The organism is Streptomyces echinatus (assembly GCF_014203595.1).
GTDB classification, from domain to species: Bacteria; Actinomycetota; Actinomycetes; order Streptomycetales; family Streptomycetaceae; genus Streptomyces; species Streptomyces echinatus.
Genome location: NZ_JACHJK010000012.1, coordinates 252567 through 276400 on the forward strand (window position 1 = coordinate 252567; position 23834 = coordinate 276400).

Sequence of the window (23834 nt, forward strand, 5' to 3'; positions counted from 1 at the left end):
GCTCAGACAGTAGACGGCGGCAACGGCAACGGCAGCCCGGGCAGTCCGTCCAGGCTCGTCGCGACGTGCTCCTTCTTGGTGAAGTACATGTTCAGCGAGGCGTCGTCCTCGCGGGCGAACCGCTTGCCGTGCAGATCGCGGTCGTCCTCGTACGCCATGTAGGGGACGGCGTACCCGCAGGTGTCACGCACCAGTTCGGCGTGGACCACGATGACCGCGCGCAGTCCGTGGGCGGTGTGGTCGATGTCCGGGAACCGGGCCAGCAGTTCCGGGAAGCGCGGGTCGTCGCGGAAGACCGGCTCGCCCCGGCCGTGCACGCGGACGATGTTCGGCGGGCCCTGGAAGGCGCACCACATCAGGGTGATCCGCCCGTTCTCCCGGAGGTGGGCGATGGTCTCGGCGTTGGAGCCGGCGAAGTCCAGGTAGGCCACGGTGAGTTCGTCGAGGACGACGAAGGAGCCCTTGAGGCCCTTGGGGGAGAGGTTGACCGTGCCGTCGGTGGCGAGCGGGGCGGTCGCGGTGAAGAAGAGGGGCTGTTCCTCGATGAAGGCGCGGAGTCTGCCGTCTATGCGCTCGTAGGTCTTTCCCATGTCTCCCGAGTATCGCCCCGGCTCTTTCGTCTGTCTAAGGAATCACCCGATCCGGTGCGGCTGACCGCCGGCCCAGGGCGTTGATTGACGAATCATGCAGAACCCTGCATACTCATGCATGTCAGCGAATGCACTGTGAGGAGAAACCCGTGACCGAGCGCGTCGTACTCGCCTACTCAGGCGGTCTGGACACCTCCGTCGCCATCGGCTGGATCGCCGAGGAGACGGGCGCCGAGGTCATCGCCGTTGCGGTCGACGTCGGCCAGGGCGGCGAGGACCTGGACGTCATCCGCAAGCGCGCCCTCGCGTGCGGTGCGGTGGAGGCCGAGGTCGCCGACGCCAAGGACGAGTTCGCCGACGAGTACTGCCTCCCGGCGATCAAGGCCAACGCCCTGTACATGGACCGCTACCCGCTGGTCTCCGCCCTCTCCCGGCCGACGATCGTCAAGCACCTCGTCGCCGCCGCCAAGAAGCACGGCGCCACCACGGTCGCCCACGGCTGCACCGGCAAGGGCAACGACCAGGTCCGCTTCGAGGCCGGCATCGTCGCCCTCGCCCCCGACCTGAAGTGCATCGCCCCGGTCCGCGACTACGCGATGACCCGGGACAAGGCGATCGCCTTCTGCGAGGCCAAGCAGCTCCCGATCGCCACCACCAAGAAGTCCCCGTACTCCATCGACCAGAACGTCTTCGGGCGCGCGGTCGAGACGGGCTTCCTGGAGGACATCTGGAACGCCCCTATCGAGGACATCTACGAGTACACCTCCAACCCGGCCGTCCAGCGCGAGGCCGACGAGGTCGTCATCAGCTTCAAGCAGGGCGTCCCGGTCGCGATCGACGGCAAGCCCGTCACGGTCCTCCAGGCCATCCAGCAGCTCAACGAGCGCGCGGGCGGCCAGGGCATCGGCCGGATCGACATGGTCGAGGACCGCCTCGTCGGCATCAAGTCCCGCGAGGTCTACGAGGCCCCGGGCGCGATCGCGCTGATCACGGCCCACCAGGAGCTGGAGAACGTCACCGTCGAGCGCGAGCTGGCCCGCTACAAGCGGCAGGTCGAGCAGCGCTGGGGCGAGCTGGTCTACGACGGCCAGTGGTTCTCCCCGCTCAAGCGCGCCCTGGACGGCTTCATCGACGAGGCCAGCCAGCATGTCACCGGCGACATCCGGATGACCCTGCACGGCGGCCGCGCGGTCGTCACCGGCCGGCGCTCGGAGTCGTCCCTGTACGACTTCAACCTGGCCACCTACGACACCGGCGACACCTTCGACCAGGCCGCGGCCAAGGGCTTCATCGACATCTACAGCCTGTCGTCGAAGATCGCCGCCAAGCGGGACCTGGCGTAACCCCCGCGGGTCACCTCGCGCGCATCGGCCTGACAGCCGCCTCCCCGCCTGGAAGGGTGGGGAGGCGGTGGCACATCACAAGCTTCGAGGAGCAACGCAAGTGAGCAGCAACAGCGGTGACGTACGGCTCTGGGGCGGCCGTTTCGCCGACGGTCCCGCCGAGGCGCTGGCGAAGCTGTCCGCGTCCGTCCACTTCGACTGGCGACTGGCGCCCTACGACATCGCCGGTTCGCGCGCCCACGCGCGCGTGCTGCACAAGGCGGGACTGCTCACCGAGGACGAGCTCCAGCGGATGATCGCCGGGCTCGACCTGCTGGAGGCGGACGTCGCCGCCGGCACCTTCGTGGGCACCGTCGCCGACGAGGACGTGCACACCGCCCTGGAGCGCGGCCTGCTGGAGCGCCTCGGCCCGGACCTCGGCGGCAAGCTTCGCGCCGGCCGGTCCAGGAACGACCAGGTGGCCACCCTCTTCCGGATGTACCTCAGGGACCACGCCCGGACGATCGGCGGCCTGATCGCCGACCTCCAGGAGGCGCTGATCGGCCTCGCCGAGGCCCACCCGGACGTCGCGATGCCCGGCCGCACCCACCTCCAGCACGCCCAGCCGGTGCTCTTCGCCCACCATGTCCTGGCCCACGTACAGTCCCTGTCCCGGGACGCCGAGCGGCTGCGCCAGTGGGACGAGCGGACGGCCGTGTCGCCGTACGGCTCCGGCGCGCTCGCCGGTTCCTCCCTGGGCCTGGACCCGGAGGCGGTCGCCGAGGACCTCGGCTTCGAGCACGGCAGTGCCGGCAACTCCATCGACGGCACGGCCTCCCGTGACTTCGTCGCCGAGTTCGCCTTCATCACCGCGATGATCGGCGTGAACCTCTCCCGGATCGCCGAGGAGATCATCCTCTGGAACACCAAGGAGTTCTCCTTCGTCACGCTGCACGACGCGTTCTCCACGGGCTCGTCGATCATGCCGCAGAAGAAGAACCCGGACATCGCCGAGCTGGCCCGGGGCAAGTCCGGCCGTCTCATCGGCAACCTCACCGGACTGATGGCCACCCTCAAGGCACTGCCCCTCGCCTACAACCGCGACCTCCAGGAGGACAAGGAGCCGGTCTTCGACTCCTGCGACCAGCTGGAGGTGCTGCTCCCCGCCTTCACCGGCATGATCGCCACCCTCACCGTCCACCGTGAGCGCATGGAGGAGCTGGCCCCGGCGGGCTTCTCGCTCGCCACCGACATCGCCGAGTGGCTGGTCCGGCAGGGCGTGCCGTTCCGCGTGGCGCACGAGGTCGCGGGGGAGTGCGTCAAGGTCGCCGAGGCCGAGGGCAAGGAACTGGACGACCTCACGGACGAGCAGTTCGCGAAGATCTCCGCCCACCTCACCCCGGAGGTCCGCTCGGTCCTCAACGTCCCCGGCGCGCTGGCGTCCCGCAACGGCCGAGGCGGCACGGCCCCCGCCGCGGTGGCCGTCCAACTGGCAGAGGTGAAGGCCGACGTAGCGGCCCAGCAGACCTGGGCAACAGCCAAAACCCACCCCTGACAGCCCCCCGAACCCCGCGCCCCCCAAAGGGGCGCGGGGAACGGCGCGGGCAACCACAGACCCGCCGCACCCGCCGACGCACCTGGGGCCCAGAGGCGCAAGGGGGCGCGGGGAACGGCGCGGGCAACCACGAGGTACGCGCACCCGCCGAACCACCTCAGGGCCCGAGCCAGATGGCGCCCGGCCCCCCGGCCCACCGCGGGTTACGTTGGTCGAAAGCCGGACCGGAGCCGACCGAACGGAGCCCGCGATGCCCTTCGCGCGACTGGCCACAGCCACCACCCCCACCTGCCACATCGGCCTCGGCCTCGCCGCGGTCGGCCGCCCCGGCTACATCAACCTCGGCAGGGACCGGGACCTCGGCGAGAACCGCAGCGCGGACGCCCTGCGCACCCGCACCCACGAACTCCTCGACGCGGCCTACGCCCAGGGCGTCCGGTACTTCGACGTGGCCCGCTCCTACGGCCGCTCCGAGGAGTTCCTCGCCGACTGGCTGAACGCCCGCCCCGACATCGACGACGTGGTCGTCGGCAGCAAGTGGGGCTACACCTACACCGCCGGCTGGACGACGGACGCCGAACAGCACGAGGTCAAGGACCACGGCCTCGCCACCTACGACCGGCAGCGCGCCGAGACCGACGCCCTGCTCGGCGACCGGCTCGACCTCTACCAGATCCACTCCGTCACCCCGGACAGCCCGGCCCTCACCGACCGGGACCTGCACGCGCGGCTCGCCGAGGCCGCCGCCGGCGGTCTGACCGTCGGCTTCTCCACCAGCGGCCCCGCCCAGGCCGACGCGATCCGCGCCGCCCTTGCCGTCACGGTCGACGGCGAACCCCTCTTCCGTACCGTCCAGTCCACGTACAACGCCCTGGAGACCTCGGCCGGCCCCGCCCTCGCCGAGGCGCACGACGCGGGGCTCACCGTGATCGTCAAGGAGGGCATGGCCAACGGCCGGCTGGCCGAACCCCACGCCCCGGACATGCTGAAGGCGGTGGCCGAGGAGACCTCCCTCGGCTGCGACGCCGTCGCCCTCGCCTGGATCCTGCGCCAGCCGTGGGCCGGCGTGGTCCTCTCCGGCGCCGCGACCGTCCCCCAGCTCTTCTCCAACCTGCACGCCCCCGCCGTCGACCTCGACGTGGACCAGCTGACCCGCCTCGCCACGCTGAGGGAGGAGCCGGCCGCCTACTGGAAGCGGCGCGCAGGGCTGCCCTGGCACTGACGATCAGCGTCCTGATCAGCAGCTATGAGTCACGCATGCCCACTGTGAGACAAGAATGTCTCACGTGGGCTATTGTTGTCTCATGGCCCTCGATCGTGACCACGTGCTGCGCAGCGCAGCCACCCTGCTGACGCGCAAATCCACGGCGACCATGGACGAGGTCGCCAAGGCCGCCGGGATCAGCCGCGCCACGCTGCACCGCCACTTCGCCGGCCGTGACGCCCTCGTCCGGGCGCTGGAGGCGCTCGGCATCGCCGAGTGCGAGGCCGCACTGGACACCGCCCGGGTGGACGAGGGGCCGGCGGGCGAGGCCGTACACCGTCTCGTCCGCGCGATCGAACCCGCCGCCGGACTGCTCGCCTTCCTCTACACCGAGAACCAGCTGTTCGAGGGCGAGCAGCAGAACCAGGGCTGGGCCCGCATGGACGAACGCCTCACGGCCCTGTTCCGGCGCGGTCAGGAGACCGGCGAGTTCCGCATCGACCTCACCCCGGCCTGGCTCACCGAGGCCCTCTACGGCCTGCTGGCCTCCGGCGCCTGGGCCGTCAGCGAGGGCCGGGTGGCCGCCAACGACTTCACCTACATGATCGTCGAGCTGCTGCTCGGCGGCGCACGACGCACCACCCCGTGACGAACACGCACGACGCACACGCGCACGAAGAGAGGAATCATGACCAGCACCCTGCAGCCGGCACACGAGACCGGGGCGGTGAAGCGCCCGGGCCGCTGGCTCGCGCTCTCCGTCCTCGTCCTGGCCGTGCTGCTGGTGGCCGTCGACGCCACCGTCCTCGGCCTGGCGACCCCCTACATCAGTGAAGACCTCGACCCCTCCGGCACCCAGCTGCTGTGGATCGGCGACGTCTACTCCTTCGTCATCGCCGGTCTGCTGGTCTCCATGGGCAGCCTCGGCGACCGCATCGGCCGCAAGCGCATCCTGCTGGTCGGCGCCACGGCGTTCGGCGCGCTGTCCGTGCTCAACGCCTACGCGACGACACCCGAACTGATGATCCTGGCCCGGGCGCTGCTCGGCGTCGCGGGCGCGACGCTGATGCCGGCCACCCTGGCCCTGATCCGCAACATCTTCCACGACCCGCGCGAGCGCAGCCTGGCCGTCGGCATCTGGGGCGCCACCGCCTCCGCCGGTACGGCCGTCGGCCCGATCGCCGGCGGATTCCTCCTCGAACACTTCTGGTGGGGCTCGGTCTTCCTGATCAACCTGCCGGTGATGGCGGTCCTGGTCCTGGTCGGGATCCGCACCCTGCCCGAGTCCCGCAATCCGCACCCGGGCCCGTGGGACCTGATCAGCGTCCTGCTGTCGCTGATCGGCATGATCGCCCTGGTCTACGCGGTGAAGGAGGCGGCCACCCACGGCCTCACCGGGACGGTCCTCGGCTCCGGCCTGCTGGGTGCGGCGGCCCTCTACGGCTTCGTCCACCGCCAGCTCACCATGCCGGTACCGCTGCTCGACATGCGGCTGTTCCGGCGCCGCGGCTTCAGCGGAGCGGTCCTCGCCGACCTGCTGACCGTCCTCGGCATGTCCGGGCTGGTGTTCTTCCTCTCGCAGTACCTGCAACTCGTCCAGGGCCGACGCCCGTTCGAGGCCGGTCTGGCCGAACTGCCCGCCGCCGTGGGCGCGGTGGCGGCCGGTCTGGTCGCGGGCCGTGCCGCCCGGCGCTTCTCGGTCCGCACGGTGGTCTCGGGCGGCCTGGCCGCCGTCGGTGTCGCCCTGGCAGCGCTGACGGCCCTCGGCCAGTCCACCGGCTACCCGGTCCTCGGCGCCGCCCTGCTGGTCGTGGGCGTCGGCGCGGGCTTCTCCTTCACGGTGACCGCCGACGTCATCCTCTCCAGCGTCCCCAAGGACCAGGCCGGCGCCGCCTCGGCGGTCTCCGAGACGGCGTACGAGCTGGGCGCGGCGCTCGGCATCGCCCTGCTGGGCTCGATCGTGACCGGTGTCTACCGCGGCTTCACCGGCCCGGCCGGAACCCCGGCCGACGCCCATGAGTCCCTGGGGGCCGCGGTGCAGGCGTCGGCCCACCTGCCGCCGCAGCAGGCGGAGGCCCTGCTCGACGCGGCCCGCGACTCCTTTGTGCACGGTCTCCACCTGGCCTCGGGAGCGGGGGCGGTGGTCCTCCTCGCGGCCTCGGCCGTGGCGTGGTTCCTGCTGAAGGGGCAGAGCCTGGAGAGCACGGGCTGAGCGGACCGGCCCGGGCGTGCGGAGCCCCGCCGACGCGCTGCCGGGCCGCCCGGGCGTGCGAAGGCCCCCGCGCGGCCCGGCCCGGACCGGCCGCGTCACCCGGACGTCACTTGCGGTAGCCCAGCACCGTCATCATCCCGCTCTCCGAGTGGTACTGGTTGTGGCAGTGCAGCATCCACAGTCCCGGGTTGTCGGCGTCGAAGTCGATCACCAGCTTCCGGTGCGGCAGCACGAGCGCGGTGTCCTTGCGCGCGCCCACGGAGTCCAGGCCGGTCACCGAGAAGGTGTGCCCGTGCAGATGCATCGGGTGCCACATGCTGGTGGCGTTGATGAGGGTGAGCCGCACGCGCTCGCCGGCCCGGACCGCGTGACGCTGCTGGGCGGAGTAGGCCTTGTGGTCGAACCCCCAGTCGAACTTCTCCATGCTGCCGGTGATCCTGATGCGCAGCTCGCGGTCGGGGTCACGCTCGCGCAGCGCCACGGAGTCGTCCGGCAGCAGGCGGCGCGCGGGGACGGTCTCCCGGTCGAGTTCGTCCGGGTGGACATCGGCTGAGGGAAGGTTCCTGCTCTTCTTGTCGGTGCGCAGGACGGCGAGCGCCCTGCCCTTCTTGCCCTCGGGGAGCGCGACCAGGGGGAAGACCCCGTCATGGACCGTGACCAGCACGTCGTACCGCTCCGCCATGCCGATCAGGAGGGAGTCGGTCTGCTTGTGCTTCACGGGATAGCCGTCGGTGTGCGTGACGGTCATCTTGTGGCCGCCGAGCGCGACCCGGAAGGCGCTCTCCGAACCGGCGTTGATGATGCGCAGCCGCACGCGGTCGCCGGGACGGCAGCGGAACACCGAGGGGTTGTCCGGCAGGCGCCCGTTGACCAGGTAGCACGGGTAGGCGACGCTGCCGCCCTCCCCGTGGAGCATCCGGCTGTGGGACTTGTGCAGCACCCGGTTGGGGCCCGAGGACTTCTTGGCCGGCGAGGCGTGCGCCTTCTTCGACCCGCCCGGGCTCTGACTGTGGTGGCCCGGCCCCATGGCCATACCCCCCATGTCCATGGAGCCGCCGGGCTTGAGCTGGTTCAGGACCTCGTCGGGGGTGGAGCCGTCCACGCCGTCGAGCCAGTCGTCCAGGATCACCAGCCACTCCTTGTCGTAGGAGAGCGGCTCCTTGGGGTCCTCGACGATGAGCGGCGCGTACAGGGCCCGGTCGGGCTGCATCCCGACGTGGGAGTGCAGCAGGTACGTTCCCGGGTGCTTCACGGTGAAGCGGTAGCGGAAGTCGTCCCCGGAGGCGATGGCGCGCTGGGTCAGGTCCGGGACACCGTCCATGTCGCAGCGCAGCCGTACACCGTGGGAGTGCAGCGTGGTCGTGGCGGGCAGCCGGTTGGCGAGCGTCAGGTCGAGCATGTCGCCGGCGGTGACGCGCACCAGTGGGCCCGGCACCTCCTCGTTGTACGCCCAGGTGCGGACCGACCGCCCGCCCAGGTCCAGCGTGGCTTCGTCGGCGGTGAACCTGAAGGTGCGTACGCGGCCGGCCCCTCTTTTCCGCTCGGCCGCGAGGACCTCCGGATCCGACGGGTTGACGTACCCCTTGGGCCCGGCCGGGACGAACTTCTCCCCGCCGCTCGCGTGTTCGGGTCCGGCGCTGGGGTCGGACCCGAAGCTGGTGCAGGATGCCAGGAGTCCCGCGCCGGCGGCGGCGATCGGGGTACGGAGCAGAGTACGCCGAGAAGGTTTGTACATGTCTGAATCAGACATGTTGTGGGGTCATATGGCCGTTTCATACGGCCGAATGCTCGATGTGTCGGGGACAGATTCCACCTGCAGGCGGACGGACGGCGGCACCGCGCCGGTCCGTCGGACGGCTCTAGGCGGCCTTGGCCTTGGTGGCGTACATGTCCACGTACTCCTGACCCGACAGGAGCATGACCTCGGTCATGACGGAGTCGGTCACGGCCCGCAGCACGTACCGGTCCCGGTCCATGCCCTCGTAGCGGGAGAACTCCATGGCCTCACCGAACCGGATGGTGACCCGGCCGGGCCGCGGGATGCCCCGGCCGCCCGGCTGCAGCTTGTCCGTACCGATCACGGCGAACGGCACCACCGGCGCGCCGGTCATCAGCGTCAGACGCGCGATACCGGTGCGCCCGCGGTACAGCCGGCCGTCGGGCGAGCGCGTGCCCTCGGGGTAGATGCCGAAGACCTTGCCCTCTTCCAGGATCCGACGCCCGGTCATCAGGGCGGCCACGCCGCCGTTCGCCCCGTCCCGGTCCACCGGGATCATGCCGACGCCGGTGAAGAACCAGGCCATCAGCCGGCCCTTGAAGCCCTTGCCCGTGACGTACTCGTCCTTGCCGATGAAGAACACCTGACGCTTCGTGACGATCGGCAGCACGATCGAGTCGATGAACGTGAGGTGATTACCGGCCAGAATCACCGGGCCGTCGCCCGGAATGTGCTCCGCGCCTTCCACCCGTGGGCGGAACATCAGGCGCATGATCGGTCCGAGCACTGCCTTGATGAGCGCGAAGCGGGACAACGGGTCCTCCGATGTCAAGGTGGGCGATATGAGTCTGTGCAGGTGAGGACATTACTCGTGGCGCCGGTCCGCGCGCACATCGGGGACGCCGGGTTCACCGAGGTCTTACGAAGTGTTGACGCGGGTTTACATGCGGTGACGCACGAACGACGACGTGTAACAGCCTTGCGGTGATGTGACGGACATCGCGCGGACCGGGCCGCCCCCCCGCCGACGGCACGTCACCTCGCGCCGCCCGTCCGACACACGACATCACCCGGGTGTTCGAACGAGGGCCTCCCCCCGGTCATGTGTACGCCCCTACGATCGGCCCGCACTGACGGAGCGAAAGCGGCAGGAGGGCGCTCATGGGCAGCGACCAGGCGAACGGGCAGACGCAGGGAACGGGACGGCGGGCGCTTCTCGGCGCCGCGGTGCTCGGCGCGGGCGGAGCGGTCCTCGGACTGCCCGGCACGGCCCGGGCCGCCGACGCCCGGACGGCCGGACACGGGGGCCGGGGGCTGAAGAGCCTGCCGGTGCCGACCATCATCGGCCACCGGGGCGCCAGCGGGTACCGCCCCGAGCACACCTTCGGCTCGTACGAGCTGGCCCTGGACCTGGGCGCCGACGTGGTCGAGGCGGGCGACCTGGTGCCCACCAAGGACGGCCACCTGGTCTGCCGGCACGAGCCGGAGATCGGCGGCACCACGGACGTCGCCTCCCACCCGGAGTTCGCCGGCCGCAGGACCACCAAGGTCCTCGACGGCGTCCCCGTCACCGGCTGGTTCACCGAGGACTTCACGCTCGCCGAACTGAAGACGCTGCGCGCGGTCGAACGCATCCCCGCCAACCGGCCGCACAACACCCTCTACGACGGCCGCTGGGAGATCCCCACCTTCGAAGAGGTCCTCAAGTGGCAGGACGAGCAGACCCGCAAGCGCGGCAGGCAGGTCTGGATCTACCCGGAGACCAAGCACCCCACCTACTTCCGCAAGCTGGGCCTCGGCCTGGAGGAGCGGGTGGCGAAGCTGCTGCACAAGTACGGCAAGGACAGCCGGAACTCCCCGGTCATCCTGCAGTCCTTCGAGCCCACCAGCATCCAGCGGCTGAACCGGCTGGTCGACAACCCGCTCGTGGTCCTGCTCTCCTCGGCCGGCAGCCGCCCGTACGACTTCGTCGAGGCGAACGACCCGCGCACGGTCGCCGACCTGATCACCCCCAAGGGCCTGCGGGAGATCGCCGGTTACGCCCAGGGCATCGGCCCGACCCTGGACCTGGTCATCCCGAAGAAGGCCGACGGCACCCTGGCCGAGCCCACCACGCTGGTCCCCGACGCGCACAAGGTCGGGCTGATCCTGCACCCGTACACCATGCGCAACGAGAACCCCTTCCTGCCCGCCGAGTACCGCAAGGGCACCGCCGCCGACGCCTACGGCGACGTCTTCGGCGCCTGGCGGACGTACCTCGCGACCGGCATCGACGGCGTCTTCACCGACAACGCCGACACCGGACTGCTCGCCCGCGCCGACTTCCTCGGCCGCTGACGCCGTCAACCACCACACCGGCAGCCACCCCGTTCGGAGTGACTGTGCGCCGCCCCGGCAACCCGCCGCCGGGGCGGCTCGTCGTTCCGCATATGACGCATGACCTGGTAGCCGCCCTGCGCCCGCTCCTCACCGCCGAGGCCTCCGCCGAGGCATATGCCTGCGGAGGTGAGCCGGGTGACCTGGAGCAGGCCGTGTGGCTCCGCCTCCTGGAGCGGCTGGAGACCGACGGCCCGCCCCCGGACCCGCCCGGCTGGCTGCGCGAGGCCGTCCGCGCCGAGGGCCGCCGCAGCCGCCGCGCCACGCACCGGGAACGGCCGTACGACGGTGAACCGGCCGACGACCTCCGTCCCGGGCCCGAACAGCACGTGCTGGCCGCCGCCCGGTACCGCGCCCTGCGCGACGCGGTCCGCCGCCTGCCCGGACGCTGCCCCCGCCTCATGGAGGCGCTGCTCTCCCCGCGGGACCTGACATACCGGGAAATCGCAGGGGAGTTGGGTATCTCACAGGGCAGCCTCGGCCCGGAACGATCCAGATGTCTGGGATGTCTGCGCCGATTGCTCACACCGGAGGTTGCACCGTGCGAAGCACGGGGATAGGAGTGAGGACGACAGGTGATCAGGTGAGCGGGAGGCGTGCGCACATGGGCATGAGCGTGACCATCTCGGTGGCGGCCGAGCAGGACGCGGAGCAGATCTTCCGGCTCCAGTACCTGTGCTTCCAGAGCGAGGCGGCGCTGTACGGCAACTACCGCATCGAGCCGCTCGTGCAGAGCCTGGACTCCGTCCGCCAGGAGGTCGCCTCCGACTGCGTCTTCGTCGCCCGGCTCGGCGAGGAGGTGGTCGGCTCGGTGCGCGGCAAGGTGACCGAGGACGGCGCGGCCGACATCGGAAAGCTCTGCGTGCACCCGCGCCTGCAGGGTCACGGCATCGGCGCGCGGCTGCTGCGCGCCGCCGAAGCGGCCCTGGCGGAGGAGCGGGGCGTCATCCGGTTCCGCCTCTTCACCGGCCACCGCAGCGAGGGCAACCTGCGCCTGTACCGCCGCTCCGGCTACGAGACCGTGGGCCGGCGGAAGGGTTCCGACGGCGTGGAGCTGATCGTCCTGGAGAAGCGGGCGGGCCAGTACGCGCAGACCGCGTGAGGGCCGGCGCACCGCGAGGGGTGCGGCCCACCGCGCCGGCGGTCCCGCCCGGCCCGCGGTCGCCCGCGCTCCTCAGGCGCCCTCGCGCGTGCGCGCCTTCCGCAGCCAGTACATCGCGGAGAGCGGCAGCAGGACGGGGATGAAGAGGTAGCCCGCGCCGTACTTCGACCACACCGTCGCGTCCGGGAACGCGGACGGCTCGATCAGGGTCCAGGTGCCCACGACGAGCACACCGGCGAGCTCGGCCGCGCAGCACACCAGCGCCGCCCTGCGGGCCGTCTCGCCGCCCCGGACCAGCGTGTACGTGATGAACGCGTAGACCGCCCCGGCCACGGCCGACAGCGCGTACGCGAGCGGGGCGCGGTCGAACTCCGTCGCGATCTGGTACACCGAGCGCGACACCGCGCCGACCACCATCACGCCGTAGAGCCAGACGAGCAGGATGCCCGGCCCGCTGATCAGCCGGGCCGGCTTCTCCTCCACCGCCGTCATCTCAGCCTCCCCAGATGTCGTAGAGCCGTACTTCCAGGACGGCCAGCACCACACCGCCCGCGGCGACCGTCACCGAACCCCAGCGGGTCCGCTCGGCCAGCGACATGAGGCCCGCCGCCGGAACGCACGCGAACGCGCCCAGCAGATACGCCACGAAGATCGTCGTGCCCTGCTCCGGCTTCTCGCCCCGCGCCAGCTGCACGATCCCGATCACCAGCTGGACGACGGCCAGCAGCGACACCACGGCCATGCCGATGAAGTGCCAGTCCTTCGTCGGCTGGTCACGATAGGCGGCCCAGCCGCACCAGGCGGCGAGCAGCAGCGCGGCGACGCCGGTCAGCAGCGTCAGGGCATTGAGCATGCCGTGACCTTATTACGGCCGAAACGGGCGGGAGCGGCCGACCCCGGCGTACCCCGTAGGGTCTAGACCATGACGATCCACGCGCACGCCCTCCTGTTCGACAACGACGGCACCCTCGTCTCCTCCCTCGACTCCGTCGAGCGCTGCTGGACCTGCTGGGCCGGGGAGTACGGGATCACCGCCGAGGAGTTCGGCCGCGTGGAACTGCACGGACGCACGGCCGTCGAGATCGTCGGCGACCTGCTGCCCGCCCGCCTGGTGCCGGAGGCCGTCGCCCGGGTCGAGCAGCTGGAGGTCGAGGACGTGCCGAACGGCGGCGTGCGCCTGCTGCCCGGGACCCGGGAGTTCCTGGACGCCCTGCCGGCCGACCGCTGGGCCGTGGTCACCTCCGCCACCCGGCGCCTGGCCGAGGCCCGCCTGGGCGCCGTCGGCATCACCCCGAAATCCCTGGTCTCGGCCGACGACGTCAGCCGCGGCAAGCCCGACCCCGAGCCCTACCTGCTCGCCGCCCGGCGGCTCGGCGTCGACCCCGCCCGCTGCGTGGTCTTCGAGGACGCCCCCGCCGGGCTGCGGGCGGGCCGCGCGGCCGGCATGACCACCGTGGCGTTGGCCACAACCCATGAGGCGGCCGAACTCGACGCCGACCTGGTGGTGAGGGACCTGTCGGCCTTGTCCGCACTGGTGACCGACGGGGGAGTGGAGATAGCCGTCCGCGGCTGAGCCGTCCGCCGGCACTGTCCGCCGCTGTCCACTATGCGGACAGCGGCGTCCGGTCAGGACCGCCCGTCTGCTTTACTGATCGCATGACCACGACGAGCTGCCGCACCCTTGCGACCGAGGCGACCCGCACGCCCGGTGCTCGTTGTATGTGTCCGTGTCGAATGTGCGCCTTCTAGAGGGCCCCCGCACCAATCCAGCCTCGCGCCCCGAAGCGAGAGCCGCGGCCCGTCCGGCGTCCGACTCCGGCCGTACGTGACCGAAGGCCGCCGCGCACACGACGTTCTCCCCGGTTGCACCGCCACCCGAGAACCGTGCCGCGTCCCTGAACGAACGCACGAAACGCACCGTGCCCGGGCACACCCACGCCCGCGCACTCGACAGTGACGGAAACCCACGTGATCACCACCTCGGGCCTGACCAAGGTCTACCGCTCCCGCGGCCGTGAGGTCACCGCCCTCGACGGCGTCGACCTCCATGTCCGCGAAGGCGAGGTCTACGGCGTCATCGGCCAGTCCGGCGCCGGCAAGTCCTCCCTCATCCGCTGCGTCAACCTGCTGGAGCGCCCCACCTCCGGCACCGTGACCGTCGCCGGGCAGGACCTCACCGCCCTGGCCGGCCGCGGCCCGCGCGCCGGGAGGGAACTGCGCCGGGCGCGCAGCCGGATCGGCATGGTCTTCCAGCACTTCAACCTGCTGTCCTCGCGGACGGTCCAGGACAACGTCGAGCTGCCGCTGGAAATCCTCGGCAAGTCCGGCAAGGAGCGCTCCCGCAAGGCACTGGAACTGCTGGACCTCGTCGGCCTCGCCGACAAGGCCAAGGCCCACCCCGCCCAGCTCTCCGGCGGCCAGAAGCAGCGCGTCGGCATCGCCCGCGCCCTGGCCGGCGACCCCAAGGTGCTGCTCTCCGACGAGGCCACCAGCGCCCTGGACCCGGAGACCACCCGCTCCATCCTCCAGCTGCTGCGCGACCTGAACCGGCAGCTGGGCCTGACCGTCCTGCTCATCACCCACGAGATGGACGTCGTGAAGTCGATCTGCGACTCCGCCGCCCTGATGGAGCGGGGCCGGATCATGGAGTCCGGCACGGTCAGCGAGCTGCTGGCCACCCCGGGCTCGGAGCTCGCCGCCGCGCTGTTCCCGGTGGGCGGCGAGGCCTCCGGCGCCGACCGGACCGTCCTCGACGTCACCTTCCACGGTGAGGCCGCCACCCAGCCGGTGATCTCCCAGCTCGCGCGCACCTACAACGTCGACATCTCGATCCTCGGCGCCGCCATCGACACCGTGGGCGGCCTGCAGGTCGGCCGGATGCGCATCGAACTGCCCGGCCGCTACGAGGACAACGTGGTGCCGGTCGGATTCCTGCGCGAGCAGGGCCTGCAGATCGACGTCGTGGGCCAGGAGGCCCTGCTGGTGAAGGAAGGTGCCAAGTGACCTGGTCGGAGATGCAGCCACTGCTGTCCCAGGCGTGTTCCGAGACGCTCAGCATGGTGCTCTGGTCCACCCTGATCGCCGTCGTCGTCGGCCTTCCGCTCGGCATCCTCCTCGTCCTCACGGACCGGGGCGGCCTGCTCCAGAACGTCGTCGCCAACAAGGTGATCGGCCAGATCGTGAACGTCGGCCGCTCCATGCCGTTCATCATCCTGATGGTCGCGCTGATGACCTTCACGCGCTGGGTCACCGGGACCACGATCGGTACGACCGCGGCGATCGTGCCGCTCGCGATCGGCGGCATCCCCTTCTTCGCCCGCCTGGTCGAGACGGCCGTCCGCGAAGTGGACCACGGGCTCGTCGAGGCCGTGCAGTCCATGGGCGGCAACACCTGGACGATCGTCCGCAAGGTCCTCGTCCCCGAGGCCCTGCCCTCGCTGATCGCCAGCACCACCACCACGGTCATCGCCCTCATCGGCTACTCCGCCATGGCCGGCACGGTCGGCGGCGGCGGCCTCGGCGACCTCGCCGTCCGCTACGGCTACCAGCGCTTCGAGACCCAGCTGATGTGGATCACCGTGGCGATCCTCGCCGTGGTCATCTCCCTCATCCAGTTCGCCGGCGACTTCGCCGCCCGCTCCCTGCACAGCCGAGGCGCCCGCTCCGGCCCCGCGCCGGCGCTCCGCCTGCTGAAGGCCAAGGAGCCCGCGGCGGCCGACGTCAGCAAGGTCGCGTAAGCCTCCCCCGGACCCCCCGTTCACCCGTACACGGGGTCGCACCACCCTGAAGGAAAGGCACTTTTCGTGCGTAACACCGCCAAGCTCACCACCGCCGTCCTCGCCGCCGGAGCCCTCACCCTGGGTCTGACCGCCTGCGGCTCCGGCAAGGACTCCGCCTCCCTGGACACCGACGGGCCGCTGGTCGTCGCCGCGAGCCCGACCCCGCACGCCGAGATCCTCAACTTCGTCAAGGACAAGCTGGCGAAGAAGGCGGGCCTCGACCTCGAGGTCAAGGAGTTCACCGACTACATCACGCCGAACACGGCGACCGAGGACGGCTCCGTCGGGGCCAACTACTTCCAGAACCAGCCGTACCTCGACGACTTCAACAAGAAGCGCGGCACCCACATCGTGCCCGTCGTCACGGTGCACCTGGAGCCGCTCGGCCTGTACTCCCACAAGGTCGAGAAGGCCGACGCCCTCAAGAGCGGTGCGACCGTCGCCGTCCCCAACGACGCCGTCAACGAGGCCCGCGCCCTGAAGCTGCTCGCCGAGGGCGGGCTCATCACCCTCAAGGACGGCGTCGGCAACGAGGCCACCCCGCGGGACATCACCAAGAACCCCAAGGACCTCAAGTTCAAGGAGGTCGAGGCGGCCCAGACCCCGCGCTCCCTGGACGACGTGGACGCGGCCGTGGTCAACGGCAACTACGCCATCTCCGCGGGCCTGAAGCCGGCTGAGGACGCCCTCGTCCTGGAGTCCCCGAAGAACAACCCCTACGGCAACTTCCTCGCCGTGAAGGAGGGCAACGAGAAGGACCCGCGGGTCAAGAAGCTCGCCAAGCTCCTCACCTCGCCCGAGGTCAAGAAGTTCATCGAGGACAAGTACCAGGGCTCGGTCATCCCGTCCTTCTGATCCCACGTCCGGTTCCACGGGCGGTCCGGCCGGCCGCCGGGGCCGTTCCGCGGTGACCGGCCGCTGACGGCACGTATACGGCGTTTCGCCACGCACGGGGTCCACTCCCTCACGGGGTGTGGACCCCGTTGTGCGGTTCGGTGGTTGCATGCTGCATGCTGGGCAGTTCAGCAGGCCTGACGGCCCTGACGGTCTGTCGAGGAATTTCCGAAGGTTACGGAGCGGCGCATGACGAGCACCTTCCCCAGCATCTCCATCAGCACGGAGCGGTTGGTGCTGCGTCCCCTCGACGAGGACGATGTGCCCGCCCTGGCCGACATGATGAACGACGAACAGGTCGTCGCCTGGACCACCGTGCCCCACCCCTACACCGAGGCCGACGCCCGCGGGTGGATCACCGGCCTCGCCCCGGACGAACGCGCCGCGGGCCGCGGCATCGTCCTCGCGGTCACCGAGTTCCTCACCCAGCGGCTCGTGGGTGTCGTGCACCTGAGGAACACGGACTGGCGGGTCCGCTCCAGCGAGATCGCCTACGTCACCGCCCCCTGGGCCCGCGGCGAGGGCTACGCCTCCGAAGCGGCCCTCGCCATCGCCCAGTGGCTGTTCCACGACCAGAAGTTCGAGCGGCTCGAACTGCGCACCGCCGCCGACAACACCGCCTCCCAGCAGGTGGCCCAGAAGATCGGCTGCATCAGCGAGGGCGTGCTCCGCAACGCCTGGATAGCGCGGACCAGGACCGGGGACGGATCCTGGACCGAGACGCGCACGGACGTCATCGTCTGGAGCCTGCTGCCGGAGGACCTGGCCGGGGCCGGCGAGCAGCTGGCCGACACGGGTGGTTTCACCTCGTACTCGGACTGGAACTGAGCCCACGGGCGTAAAGCCCCCGAGCCTCACCAGGTACCCTCACGGGACCCGCCCCGGGTTCCCTCCCGAAGACCCGCGCAGAACCTCTGGAGACTGACGACGATGGCCGACCGGGTCACGGTGATCGGCTGGGACGGCTCCCCGCTGACCGACGCGGCACGGGCCGCCCTCGGCGCCGCCACCCTCGTGGCCGGTGCCGCCCACCACCTGGCGCTGCCCGAGGTGCCGCCCACCGCCGAGCGCATCCGCCTCGGCAGCCTCGCCCTGGCCGCCCGGCGTATCGCCGCCCACCGCGGCACCGCGGTCGTGTTCGCCGACGGCGACCCCGGCTTCTTCGGCGTCGTACGGACCCTGCGGGCCCCCGAGTTCGGCCTGGAGGTCGAGGTCGTCCCGGCCGTCTCCGCCGTCGCCGCCGCCTTCGCCCGCGCCGGCATGCCCTGGGACGACGCCCAGGTCGTCGTCGCCCACCCGCGCACCCTGCGCCGCGCCGTGAACGTCTGCCGGGCCCACACCAAGGTCGCCGTGCTCACCGCACCCGGCGCCGGCCCCGCCGAGCTCGGCCTCCTGCTGGAGGGCGTCCACCGCACCTTCGTCATCTGCGAGGAACTGGGCACCGAACGCGAACAGGTCTCCGTCGTCACCTCCGACAAGGCCCCCGACCACACCTGGCGCGACCCCAACGTGGTGATCGTCATCGGCGGCCCGGCCGGCGCGGCGGAGGGCGGCGGCTGGATCGCCGGACGCGACCCGGCCGCCGGTCCGCGCGGCTGGGTACAGCCCGACGAGACCTACGGCGCCGGACCGGGCGGCCGGCTCGGCGAGGGCGAGACGGAGCTGCTGCGCGCCGCCCAACTCGCCCGTCTCGGGCCCCGGGTCGGCGACCTCGTGTGGGACATCGGCTGCGGCGCCGGCGCGTTCGCCGCCGAGGCCGCCCGGGCCGGCGCGGCCGTCATCGCCGTCGACCGCGACCCGGCCGCCTGCGCCCGCGCCGAGGGGGCCGCGCGCCGGGCCGGCGTCCAGCTCCAGGTCGTCCACGGCGCCGCCCCGCACGTCCTCGAATACCTGCCCGAACCGGACGTCGTACGGGTCGGCGGCGGCGGACCGGCCGTGGTCTCCTCGGTCGCCGACCGGCGTCCGCAGCGCATCGTCACGCACGCCTCGACCCGGGACGCCGCCGAACGCGTCGGCCGCGACCTGACCGAGCACGGGTACCGGGTGGAGTGCGCCCTGCTCCAGTCCGTGGAACTCGACACCAGGGCCTGGACCGAGACCGAGCGGAGCGTCGCGTTCCTGCTCAGCGGCGTTCTCCCCGATCGCGCCCCGTGATCCTGTTGTCGTACCGCGCGCGGTAGGCTGGCCGATCGTTGTACCGCACCGGTGGCCCGAACTTCGTTCGCCAATGTCCGGAACGCGCGCCCGCTTTGGGGTGGGTGTGGTACGGCGGAACCGGAGGACGCGCAACGTGGCGCAGTCCACAGCGGACTGTCGCGGATCATGCTGTCGCGACGGCGGAACGGCCGGGACAATGCCACTGAATGGCTTTGTCGCCTTTTCCGGCGGGTCGTTCGTGCCGCTGGGCACGGACGCTCGTTCTTCACTGCGGGGCGGTCGGTGCGCCGTTCCGGGCGAGCTGGTCGTAGGAGCACTAACCGATGGGCGAGGGGTACGCATGACCGACACCGGCCAGGTCCCGGGCGAGGGGCAGCCGGAGAGCGCAGGCATGGTGGAGCAGCCGGGCGTCCCCGCTCACGGCGCGTACACCTACCTCTCCGAGGCACCCGCCGAGGACGAAGACCTGCTGCTGCCGGGTGCCCAGGGCGCGTGGGGCAACGAGGTGCCGCCACCCGCTCCGGAACCGGTGGTGGAGGCCGTGCACGAGCCGGGCCCGCACGAGACGTCCGGCCGCGACAGCGGCTCGGTCGACCTCAGCGGCGTCCGCCTGCCCGACCCGGGTCCGGCATCGGTGACGCCGTCGCCCATCCTCTCGGCGCCGCACGACCCGGCGGCCGCCCAGCAGCAGGCCCGCCGCCCGCTGCACCTCGGCCCGCCGATCCCGAACGCCGCCGCGAGCCCGGTCCGCTCCCTCGCCGACCGCGGCCCCGCCGGGGCGCCGGTACGGCAGCCCGGACCGACGGCCACCGGCCCCGAGTACCTCGACGCCCAGCCGCTGCGCGAGATGGCACCCCAGAACGCGGCCCCCTGGGGCGCGGCGCCCGCCGCCCCGGCCCAGGTCGGCTCACCGGCACCGGCTGCCGAAACGGTTGATCCGCCCGTGGCCGCCGAGCCGGCCGACGCCGCCCAGGCCGCGATGGCCCGCCTCGCCCACCAGGTGGCGGTCCAGACCGCACCCGGCGACACCGGCCACGTGCCCGTCGTGCACGCTCACGACGGGATGCAGCCGCTGCACGGCCACGACGGCGTGTACACCGCGCCGACGGGACCGGGCACGGAGGGCCTTCCGGCCGCAGGGGCCCAGGGGGCTGACAACGGTCAGGTGCCGGGAGTGCCCGACGGCGCGGCTGCCGAGGGCGCACCGGTTCCGGCGGACCGGGCCGCCGAGGGCATGCCGGCCGCCGACGGCGCGCAGGCCGCCGTGGCCGCCGCGGAGGTGACCGCCGGTGACGGCGGCGCGGTGGACGGTGCCGGCGCGGACGGTGGTGTCCCGGTCGCCGAGGTACCGCCGGCGGGGGAGACCGTCGCCACCGGTGCCGTGGCCGCGCCCGAAGGTACGGAGCCCGGTCCGGCGCCTGCGGAAGCGGCTCGGGCCGCCGAGGTACCGGGCGATGCCCAGGACCCCGCGCTCGCTCAGGGAACCGTTGCCGCCGCCGGTCAGGGACCCGACGCCGACGTCGCCCAGGGCCCGGACCCGGTGGAGCAGGGCGTTTTGGAGCAGGCGGCGCCGGGGCAGGCCGTACCGGACCCGGCTGCGGCGCACCAGACCGCACCCGACCAGACGGCACCCGACCAGACACCGGACGCCGGGCAGGCCGCGCAGGCGGCGGAACCCGCCGGTGTCGTGGCAACGCCGGGAGGCGCTCCGGGGGTTGCCGAGGAGACCGTGGTGGCGCAGACGCCGGTCGTCGAGCCGGCGGTCGCCGAAGCAGAGGTCGTCGGGGCAGAGGTCGTCGGGGCAGCGGAAGCCGGGGCGGCTCAGCCTCTGCCGGCCGCGGCCCCGGAGAGCGTCGAGGGCGTGCGGCCGGATGCCGCCGCGCAGGCCGCCGAGGCCGCTCAGCTCGCCGACGCCGCTCAGCCCGCCGACGCCACACAGGGCGCCGAAACCGCCCCGGCGGACGCTTCCGCCCAGGCCGCGGCCCCTGTGGCCGCCCAGGGCGCGGTCGCCCCCTCCGACCCGACCGCCGTCCAGGACCCGGCCCCGGCCGCCGATCCGGCCCTCGCCGAGGCCCAGGCCGGCCCCGTCGCCGAGCCCGTCGTCCCGCAGAACGCCGCCGAGACCGCCGACGCCGGTGTACCGGCTCCCGCCGAAGCCGCCGCTGAGGCAGCCGCCGGCGCCGGTGTGCCGGACCCTGCCGTTGCCGGCGTCCAGGCCGTCGCCGATGCCGCCGTTGTGGCCGCCGAAGCCGCCGCGGCTCAGCCGGGCCCGGCCGCTCCCGCTGCCGACGACGCCGTACCGGCGGCCCAGCAGGCCGCCGGGCAGGCCCAGGAGCCCGGCGCCGCCACCCCGGAGGCACCGCAGCCCCAGCTCCGGACGGCCGCCGCCGAGGCGCCGGAGGCCGGCACGGTCGGCGCCGCCGAGGCGCCGCAGACCGAGTCGGCCGTGGCCGCCGCCCAGGACGCCGTGCCCGCCCCGTCCGCCGGTGACGCCGCCGAGGCCGGGCAGGCGTCCGAGCCGGCCGTGCTCCAGGTGCAGGGACCCCAGATCGCCGAGAACGCCGCGCACGACGCCGGCGTCCCGGCCACGCCCGTCGTGGCGCGGCAGCCGCAAGCGGCGGACCCCGGCGACCCGGGCGCCGCACAGCCCGCCGGTCCGGCCCAGGCCGCCGCCGCGGCGCCACCTGCCGATCCCGCACCGGCCCCGGCCGCCGCGGGCGCGCAGCTTCCGCCGCAGATGCCGGACGGTGCCCTTCCGGACCCCTCGGCCGCCCCGCACACGCAGCACGTCGTCCCGCCCGCGCAGCACCCGGACCAGCTCCTGCTCTCCGGTCTCCCGGGCGAGTCGCACCCGGAGCAGCCGCTCGGGCAGTTCGTACCGGTGGAGGGCCAGGTGCCCACCACCCCGCACCTGGCGCCCACCCCGCCGCACCCGCTCGTCCTGCCCGTCGAGGCGCACACCGCGCAGGGTCCGCAGGAGCAGCCGGAGCCGGTGGCCACCGTGCCCGCGCCGCGTGAGGGCGAGCCGGCCGTCGCACCGGCCGTGCCGGACGCGGAGCCCGGTCCCGATGTCGTACAGCACGCGGAGGACCTGCAGACCAGGGCCGCCGACCAGGAGGAGGGCACGGCCGAAGTGGCGGAACCACGGCAGTCCACCGGCCCGGCCGCGCCCGGCTACGCAGACGCGGAACGCGAGGCCGTCCTGAAGGTGATGCGCGAGCGCCGCGACATCCGCAACGGCTTCCGCAGCGATCCCATCCCGCACGAGGTGCTGCTCAGGGTCCTGGAGGCCGCGCACACCGCGCCCTCCGTGGGCCACTCGCAGCCCTGGGACTTCGTCGTCATCCGGTCCGCCGAGACCCGGCGCACCATGCACGAACTGGCGATGCGCCAGCGCGAGGCGTACGCCAAGTCGCTGCCCAAGGGCCGGGCGAAGCAGTTCAAGGAACTGAAGATCGAGGCCATCCTCGACACCCCGGTCAACATCGTCGTCACCGCCGACCCCACCCGCGGCGGCCGTCACACCCTCGGCCGTCACACCCAGCCGCAGATGGCGCCCTACTCCTCGGCGCTCGCGGTGGAGAACCTCTGGCTCGCCGCCCGCGCCGAAGGCCTCGGCGTCGGCTGGGTCAGCTTCTTCGACGAGCGGGAGATGGTCCGCACGCTCGGCCTGCCCGAGCACCTGGAGGTCGTCGCCTACCTGTGTGTCGGGTACGTCGACGAGTTCCCGGACGAGCCCGAGCTGATGCAGGCCGGCTGGTCCAAGCGGCGCCCCCTGTCCTGGGTGGTGCACGAGGAGACGTACGGCCGCCGCGCCCTGCCCGGAGAGGAACCCCACGACCTGCTCGCCGAGACCGTCGCACAGATCCGCCCGCTCGACGCCAAGGCGCTCGGCGAGGCGTGGGAGCGCCAGAAGCGCATGACCAAGCCGGCCGGCGCGCTCGGCATGCTGGAGATCATCTCCGCGCAGCTGTCCGGGCTGTCCCGGCAGTGCCCGCCGCCGATCCCGGAGCCCGCCGCCGTCGCGATCTTCGCGGGCGACCACGGCGTGCACGCCCAGGGCGTCACCCCCTGGCCGCAGGAGGTCACCGCCCAGATGGTGGCCAACTTCCTGGGCGGGGGAGCGGTCTGCAACGCCTTCGCCAACCAGGTCGGCGCCGAGGTGTGCGTCGTGGACGTCGGTGTCGTCGCCGACCTGCCCGCCACCCCGGGCCTGCTGCCGCGCAAGATCCGCGGCGGCACGTCCGACATGACCACCGGCCCCGCGATGACCCGCGAGGAGGCCAAGGCGGCCATCGAGGTGGGCATCGAGACCGCCCGCGACCTGGTGGCGGCCGGTAACAAGGCGCTGCTCACCGGAGAGATGGGCATCGCCAACACCACCGCGTCCGCGGCGCTGATCTCCGTCTTCACCGGCGCAGACCCGGCCGAGGTGACCGGACGCGGCACGGGCATCAACGATGAGACGCTGGCCCGCAAGACCGAGGTCGTCCGCCGCGCCCTGGAACTCCACCAGCCGGACCCGGCCGACCCCATCGGCGTCCTCGCCGCGCTCGGCGGCTTCGAGCACGCGGCCATGGTCGGCCTGCTGCTCGGCGGGGCCTCGCTGCGCACGCCGGTGATCCTCGACGGGGTCAGCGCCGGTGCCGCGGCCCTCGTCGCCCGCGCCATCGCCCCCGAGGTCCTCGCCGCTTGCATCGCCGGTCACCGCAGCGCCGAGCCCGGCCATGTGGCGGCCCTCAACAAGCTGGGCCTGCGCCCGCTGGTCGACCTCGACCTGCGGCTCGGCGAGGGGACGGGCGCGCTGCTCGCGCTGCCGCTGGTGCAGAGCGCGGCCCGTGCCATGCACGAGGTGGCGACGTTCGATTCGGCGGGCGTCACCGAGAAGTAGTCGCCGCCAGGCGGGGTGGTCCGGTGTTCAGCTGC

General features: G+C 72.4%; 20 protein-coding genes. 15 read left to right on the plus strand and 5 right to left on the minus strand.

What is annotated here, in order from left to right; translation table 11 throughout:
• Positions 1-2 precede the first annotated feature (2 nt).
• A complete protein-coding gene (locus FHS34_RS30035) occupies positions 3-590 on the minus strand; it encodes a pyridoxamine 5'-phosphate oxidase family protein (RefSeq protein ID WP_184971151.1) in 588 nt (195 codons plus the stop codon).
• 149 nt (positions 591-739) lie between these two features.
• Between FHS34_RS30035 and FHS34_RS30040 the strand changes: the two genes are divergently transcribed.
• From FHS34_RS30040 to FHS34_RS30060, 5 genes are all read left to right on the plus strand, one after another.
• A complete protein-coding gene (locus FHS34_RS30040) occupies positions 740-1933 on the plus strand; it encodes an argininosuccinate synthase (RefSeq protein ID WP_184971153.1) in 1194 nt (397 codons plus the stop codon).
• Positions 1934-2033: 100 nt separating this feature from the next.
• Positions 2034-3467: an argininosuccinate lyase gene (argH, locus tag FHS34_RS30045; RefSeq protein ID WP_184971155.1), complete on the plus strand. Its 1434-nt coding sequence runs from the start codon at positions 2034-2036 to the stop codon at positions 3465-3467.
• A gap of 250 nt (positions 3468-3717) precedes the next feature.
• Positions 3718-4689 (plus strand): aldo/keto reductase, encoded by a 972-nt coding sequence (locus FHS34_RS30050; protein WP_184971157.1) that lies wholly within the window; start codon positions 3718-3720, stop codon positions 4687-4689.
• 82 nt (positions 4690-4771) lie between these two features.
• Complete coding sequence (locus tag FHS34_RS30055) at positions 4772-5320, plus strand: TetR/AcrR family transcriptional regulator (RefSeq protein WP_221509631.1); 549 nt, start codon at positions 4772-4774, stop codon at positions 5318-5320.
• 39 nt (positions 5321-5359) lie between these two features.
• Complete coding sequence (locus tag FHS34_RS30060; RefSeq protein WP_184971160.1) at positions 5360-6883, plus strand: MFS transporter; 1524 nt, start codon at positions 5360-5362, stop codon at positions 6881-6883.
• 106 nt (positions 6884-6989) lie between these two features.
• Here FHS34_RS30060 and FHS34_RS30065 read toward each other — a convergent pair whose 3' ends face one another.
• Positions 6990-8618: a multicopper oxidase family protein gene (locus FHS34_RS30065; RefSeq protein WP_184971162.1), complete on the minus strand. Its 1629-nt coding sequence runs from the start codon at positions 8616-8618 to the stop codon at positions 6990-6992.
• A gap of 124 nt (positions 8619-8742) precedes the next feature.
• Positions 8743-9432, minus strand: coding sequence for a lysophospholipid acyltransferase family protein (locus tag FHS34_RS30070; RefSeq protein ID WP_184971164.1), 690 nt, complete (start codon positions 9430-9432; stop codon positions 8743-8745).
• Between the two features lie 329 nt (positions 9433-9761).
• Here FHS34_RS30070 and FHS34_RS30075 point away from each other — a divergent pair, with 329 nt between their 5' ends.
• The 3 genes from FHS34_RS30075 to FHS34_RS30085 all read left to right on the plus strand — a co-directional run bounded on the left by FHS34_RS30075 (position 9762) and on the right by FHS34_RS30085 (position 12078).
• A complete protein-coding gene (locus FHS34_RS30075) occupies positions 9762-10937 on the plus strand; it encodes a glycerophosphodiester phosphodiesterase (protein WP_184971166.1) in 1176 nt (391 codons plus the stop codon).
• Between the two features lie 92 nt (positions 10938-11029).
• On the plus strand, positions 11030-11536 hold the full coding sequence (locus FHS34_RS30080) for a sigma-70 family RNA polymerase sigma factor (protein ID WP_184971168.1): 507 nt from the start codon (positions 11030-11032) through the stop codon (positions 11534-11536).
• Between the two features lie 44 nt (positions 11537-11580).
• Complete coding sequence (locus FHS34_RS30085) at positions 11581-12078, plus strand: GNAT family N-acetyltransferase (RefSeq protein ID WP_184971303.1); 498 nt, start codon at positions 11581-11583, stop codon at positions 12076-12078.
• Between the two features lie 72 nt (positions 12079-12150).
• On the opposite strand, the gene FHS34_RS30090 is transcribed toward FHS34_RS30085, so the two are convergent.
• Both FHS34_RS30090 and FHS34_RS30095 read right to left on the minus strand, forming a co-directional pair.
• Positions 12151-12570 carry a hypothetical protein gene (locus FHS34_RS30090; RefSeq protein WP_184971170.1) on the minus strand — a complete coding sequence of 140 codons (420 nt, stop codon included), beginning with the start codon at positions 12568-12570 and terminating at the stop codon, positions 12151-12153.
• 1 nt (position 12571) lies between these two features.
• Positions 12572-12931: a hypothetical protein gene (locus tag FHS34_RS30095; RefSeq protein WP_184971172.1), complete on the minus strand. Its 360-nt coding sequence runs from the start codon at positions 12929-12931 to the stop codon at positions 12572-12574.
• Between the two features lie 69 nt (positions 12932-13000).
• On the opposite strand from FHS34_RS30095, the gene FHS34_RS30100 reads away from it, so the two are divergent.
• From FHS34_RS30100 to cobT, 7 genes are all read left to right on the plus strand, one after another.
• The gene (locus FHS34_RS30100) at positions 13001-13651 is read left to right on the plus strand and encodes an HAD family hydrolase (RefSeq protein ID WP_184971174.1); all 651 of its coding nucleotides are present in this window, start codon (positions 13001-13003) and stop codon (positions 13649-13651) included.
• Between the two features lie 395 nt (positions 13652-14046).
• Positions 14047-15081 (plus strand): methionine ABC transporter ATP-binding protein, encoded by a 1035-nt coding sequence (locus FHS34_RS30105; protein ID WP_184971181.1) that lies wholly within the window; start codon positions 14047-14049, stop codon positions 15079-15081.
• Positions 15078-15815 (plus strand): methionine ABC transporter permease, encoded by a 738-nt coding sequence (locus tag FHS34_RS30110; RefSeq protein ID WP_184971183.1) that lies wholly within the window; start codon positions 15078-15080, stop codon positions 15813-15815. Before FHS34_RS30105 ends, FHS34_RS30110 begins: the two co-directional genes overlap by 4 nt.
• A 66-nt stretch (positions 15816-15881) precedes the next feature.
• Complete coding sequence (locus tag FHS34_RS30115) at positions 15882-16712, plus strand: MetQ/NlpA family ABC transporter substrate-binding protein (protein ID WP_184971185.1); 831 nt, start codon at positions 15882-15884, stop codon at positions 16710-16712.
• Between the two features lie 228 nt (positions 16713-16940).
• Complete coding sequence (locus FHS34_RS30120; protein WP_184971187.1) at positions 16941-17579, plus strand: GNAT family N-acetyltransferase; 639 nt, start codon at positions 16941-16943, stop codon at positions 17577-17579.
• A gap of 102 nt (positions 17580-17681) precedes the next feature.
• Positions 17682-18905 carry a precorrin-6y C5,15-methyltransferase (decarboxylating) subunit CbiE gene (gene cbiE / locus FHS34_RS30125; protein WP_184971189.1) on the plus strand — a complete coding sequence of 408 codons (1224 nt, stop codon included), beginning with the start codon at positions 17682-17684 and terminating at the stop codon, positions 18903-18905.
• A 343-nt stretch (positions 18906-19248) separates the two neighbouring features.
• A complete protein-coding gene (gene cobT / locus FHS34_RS30130; RefSeq protein WP_184971192.1) occupies positions 19249-23799 on the plus strand; it encodes a nicotinate-nucleotide--dimethylbenzimidazole phosphoribosyltransferase in 4551 nt (1516 codons plus the stop codon).
• Positions 23800-23834 lie beyond the last annotated feature (35 nt).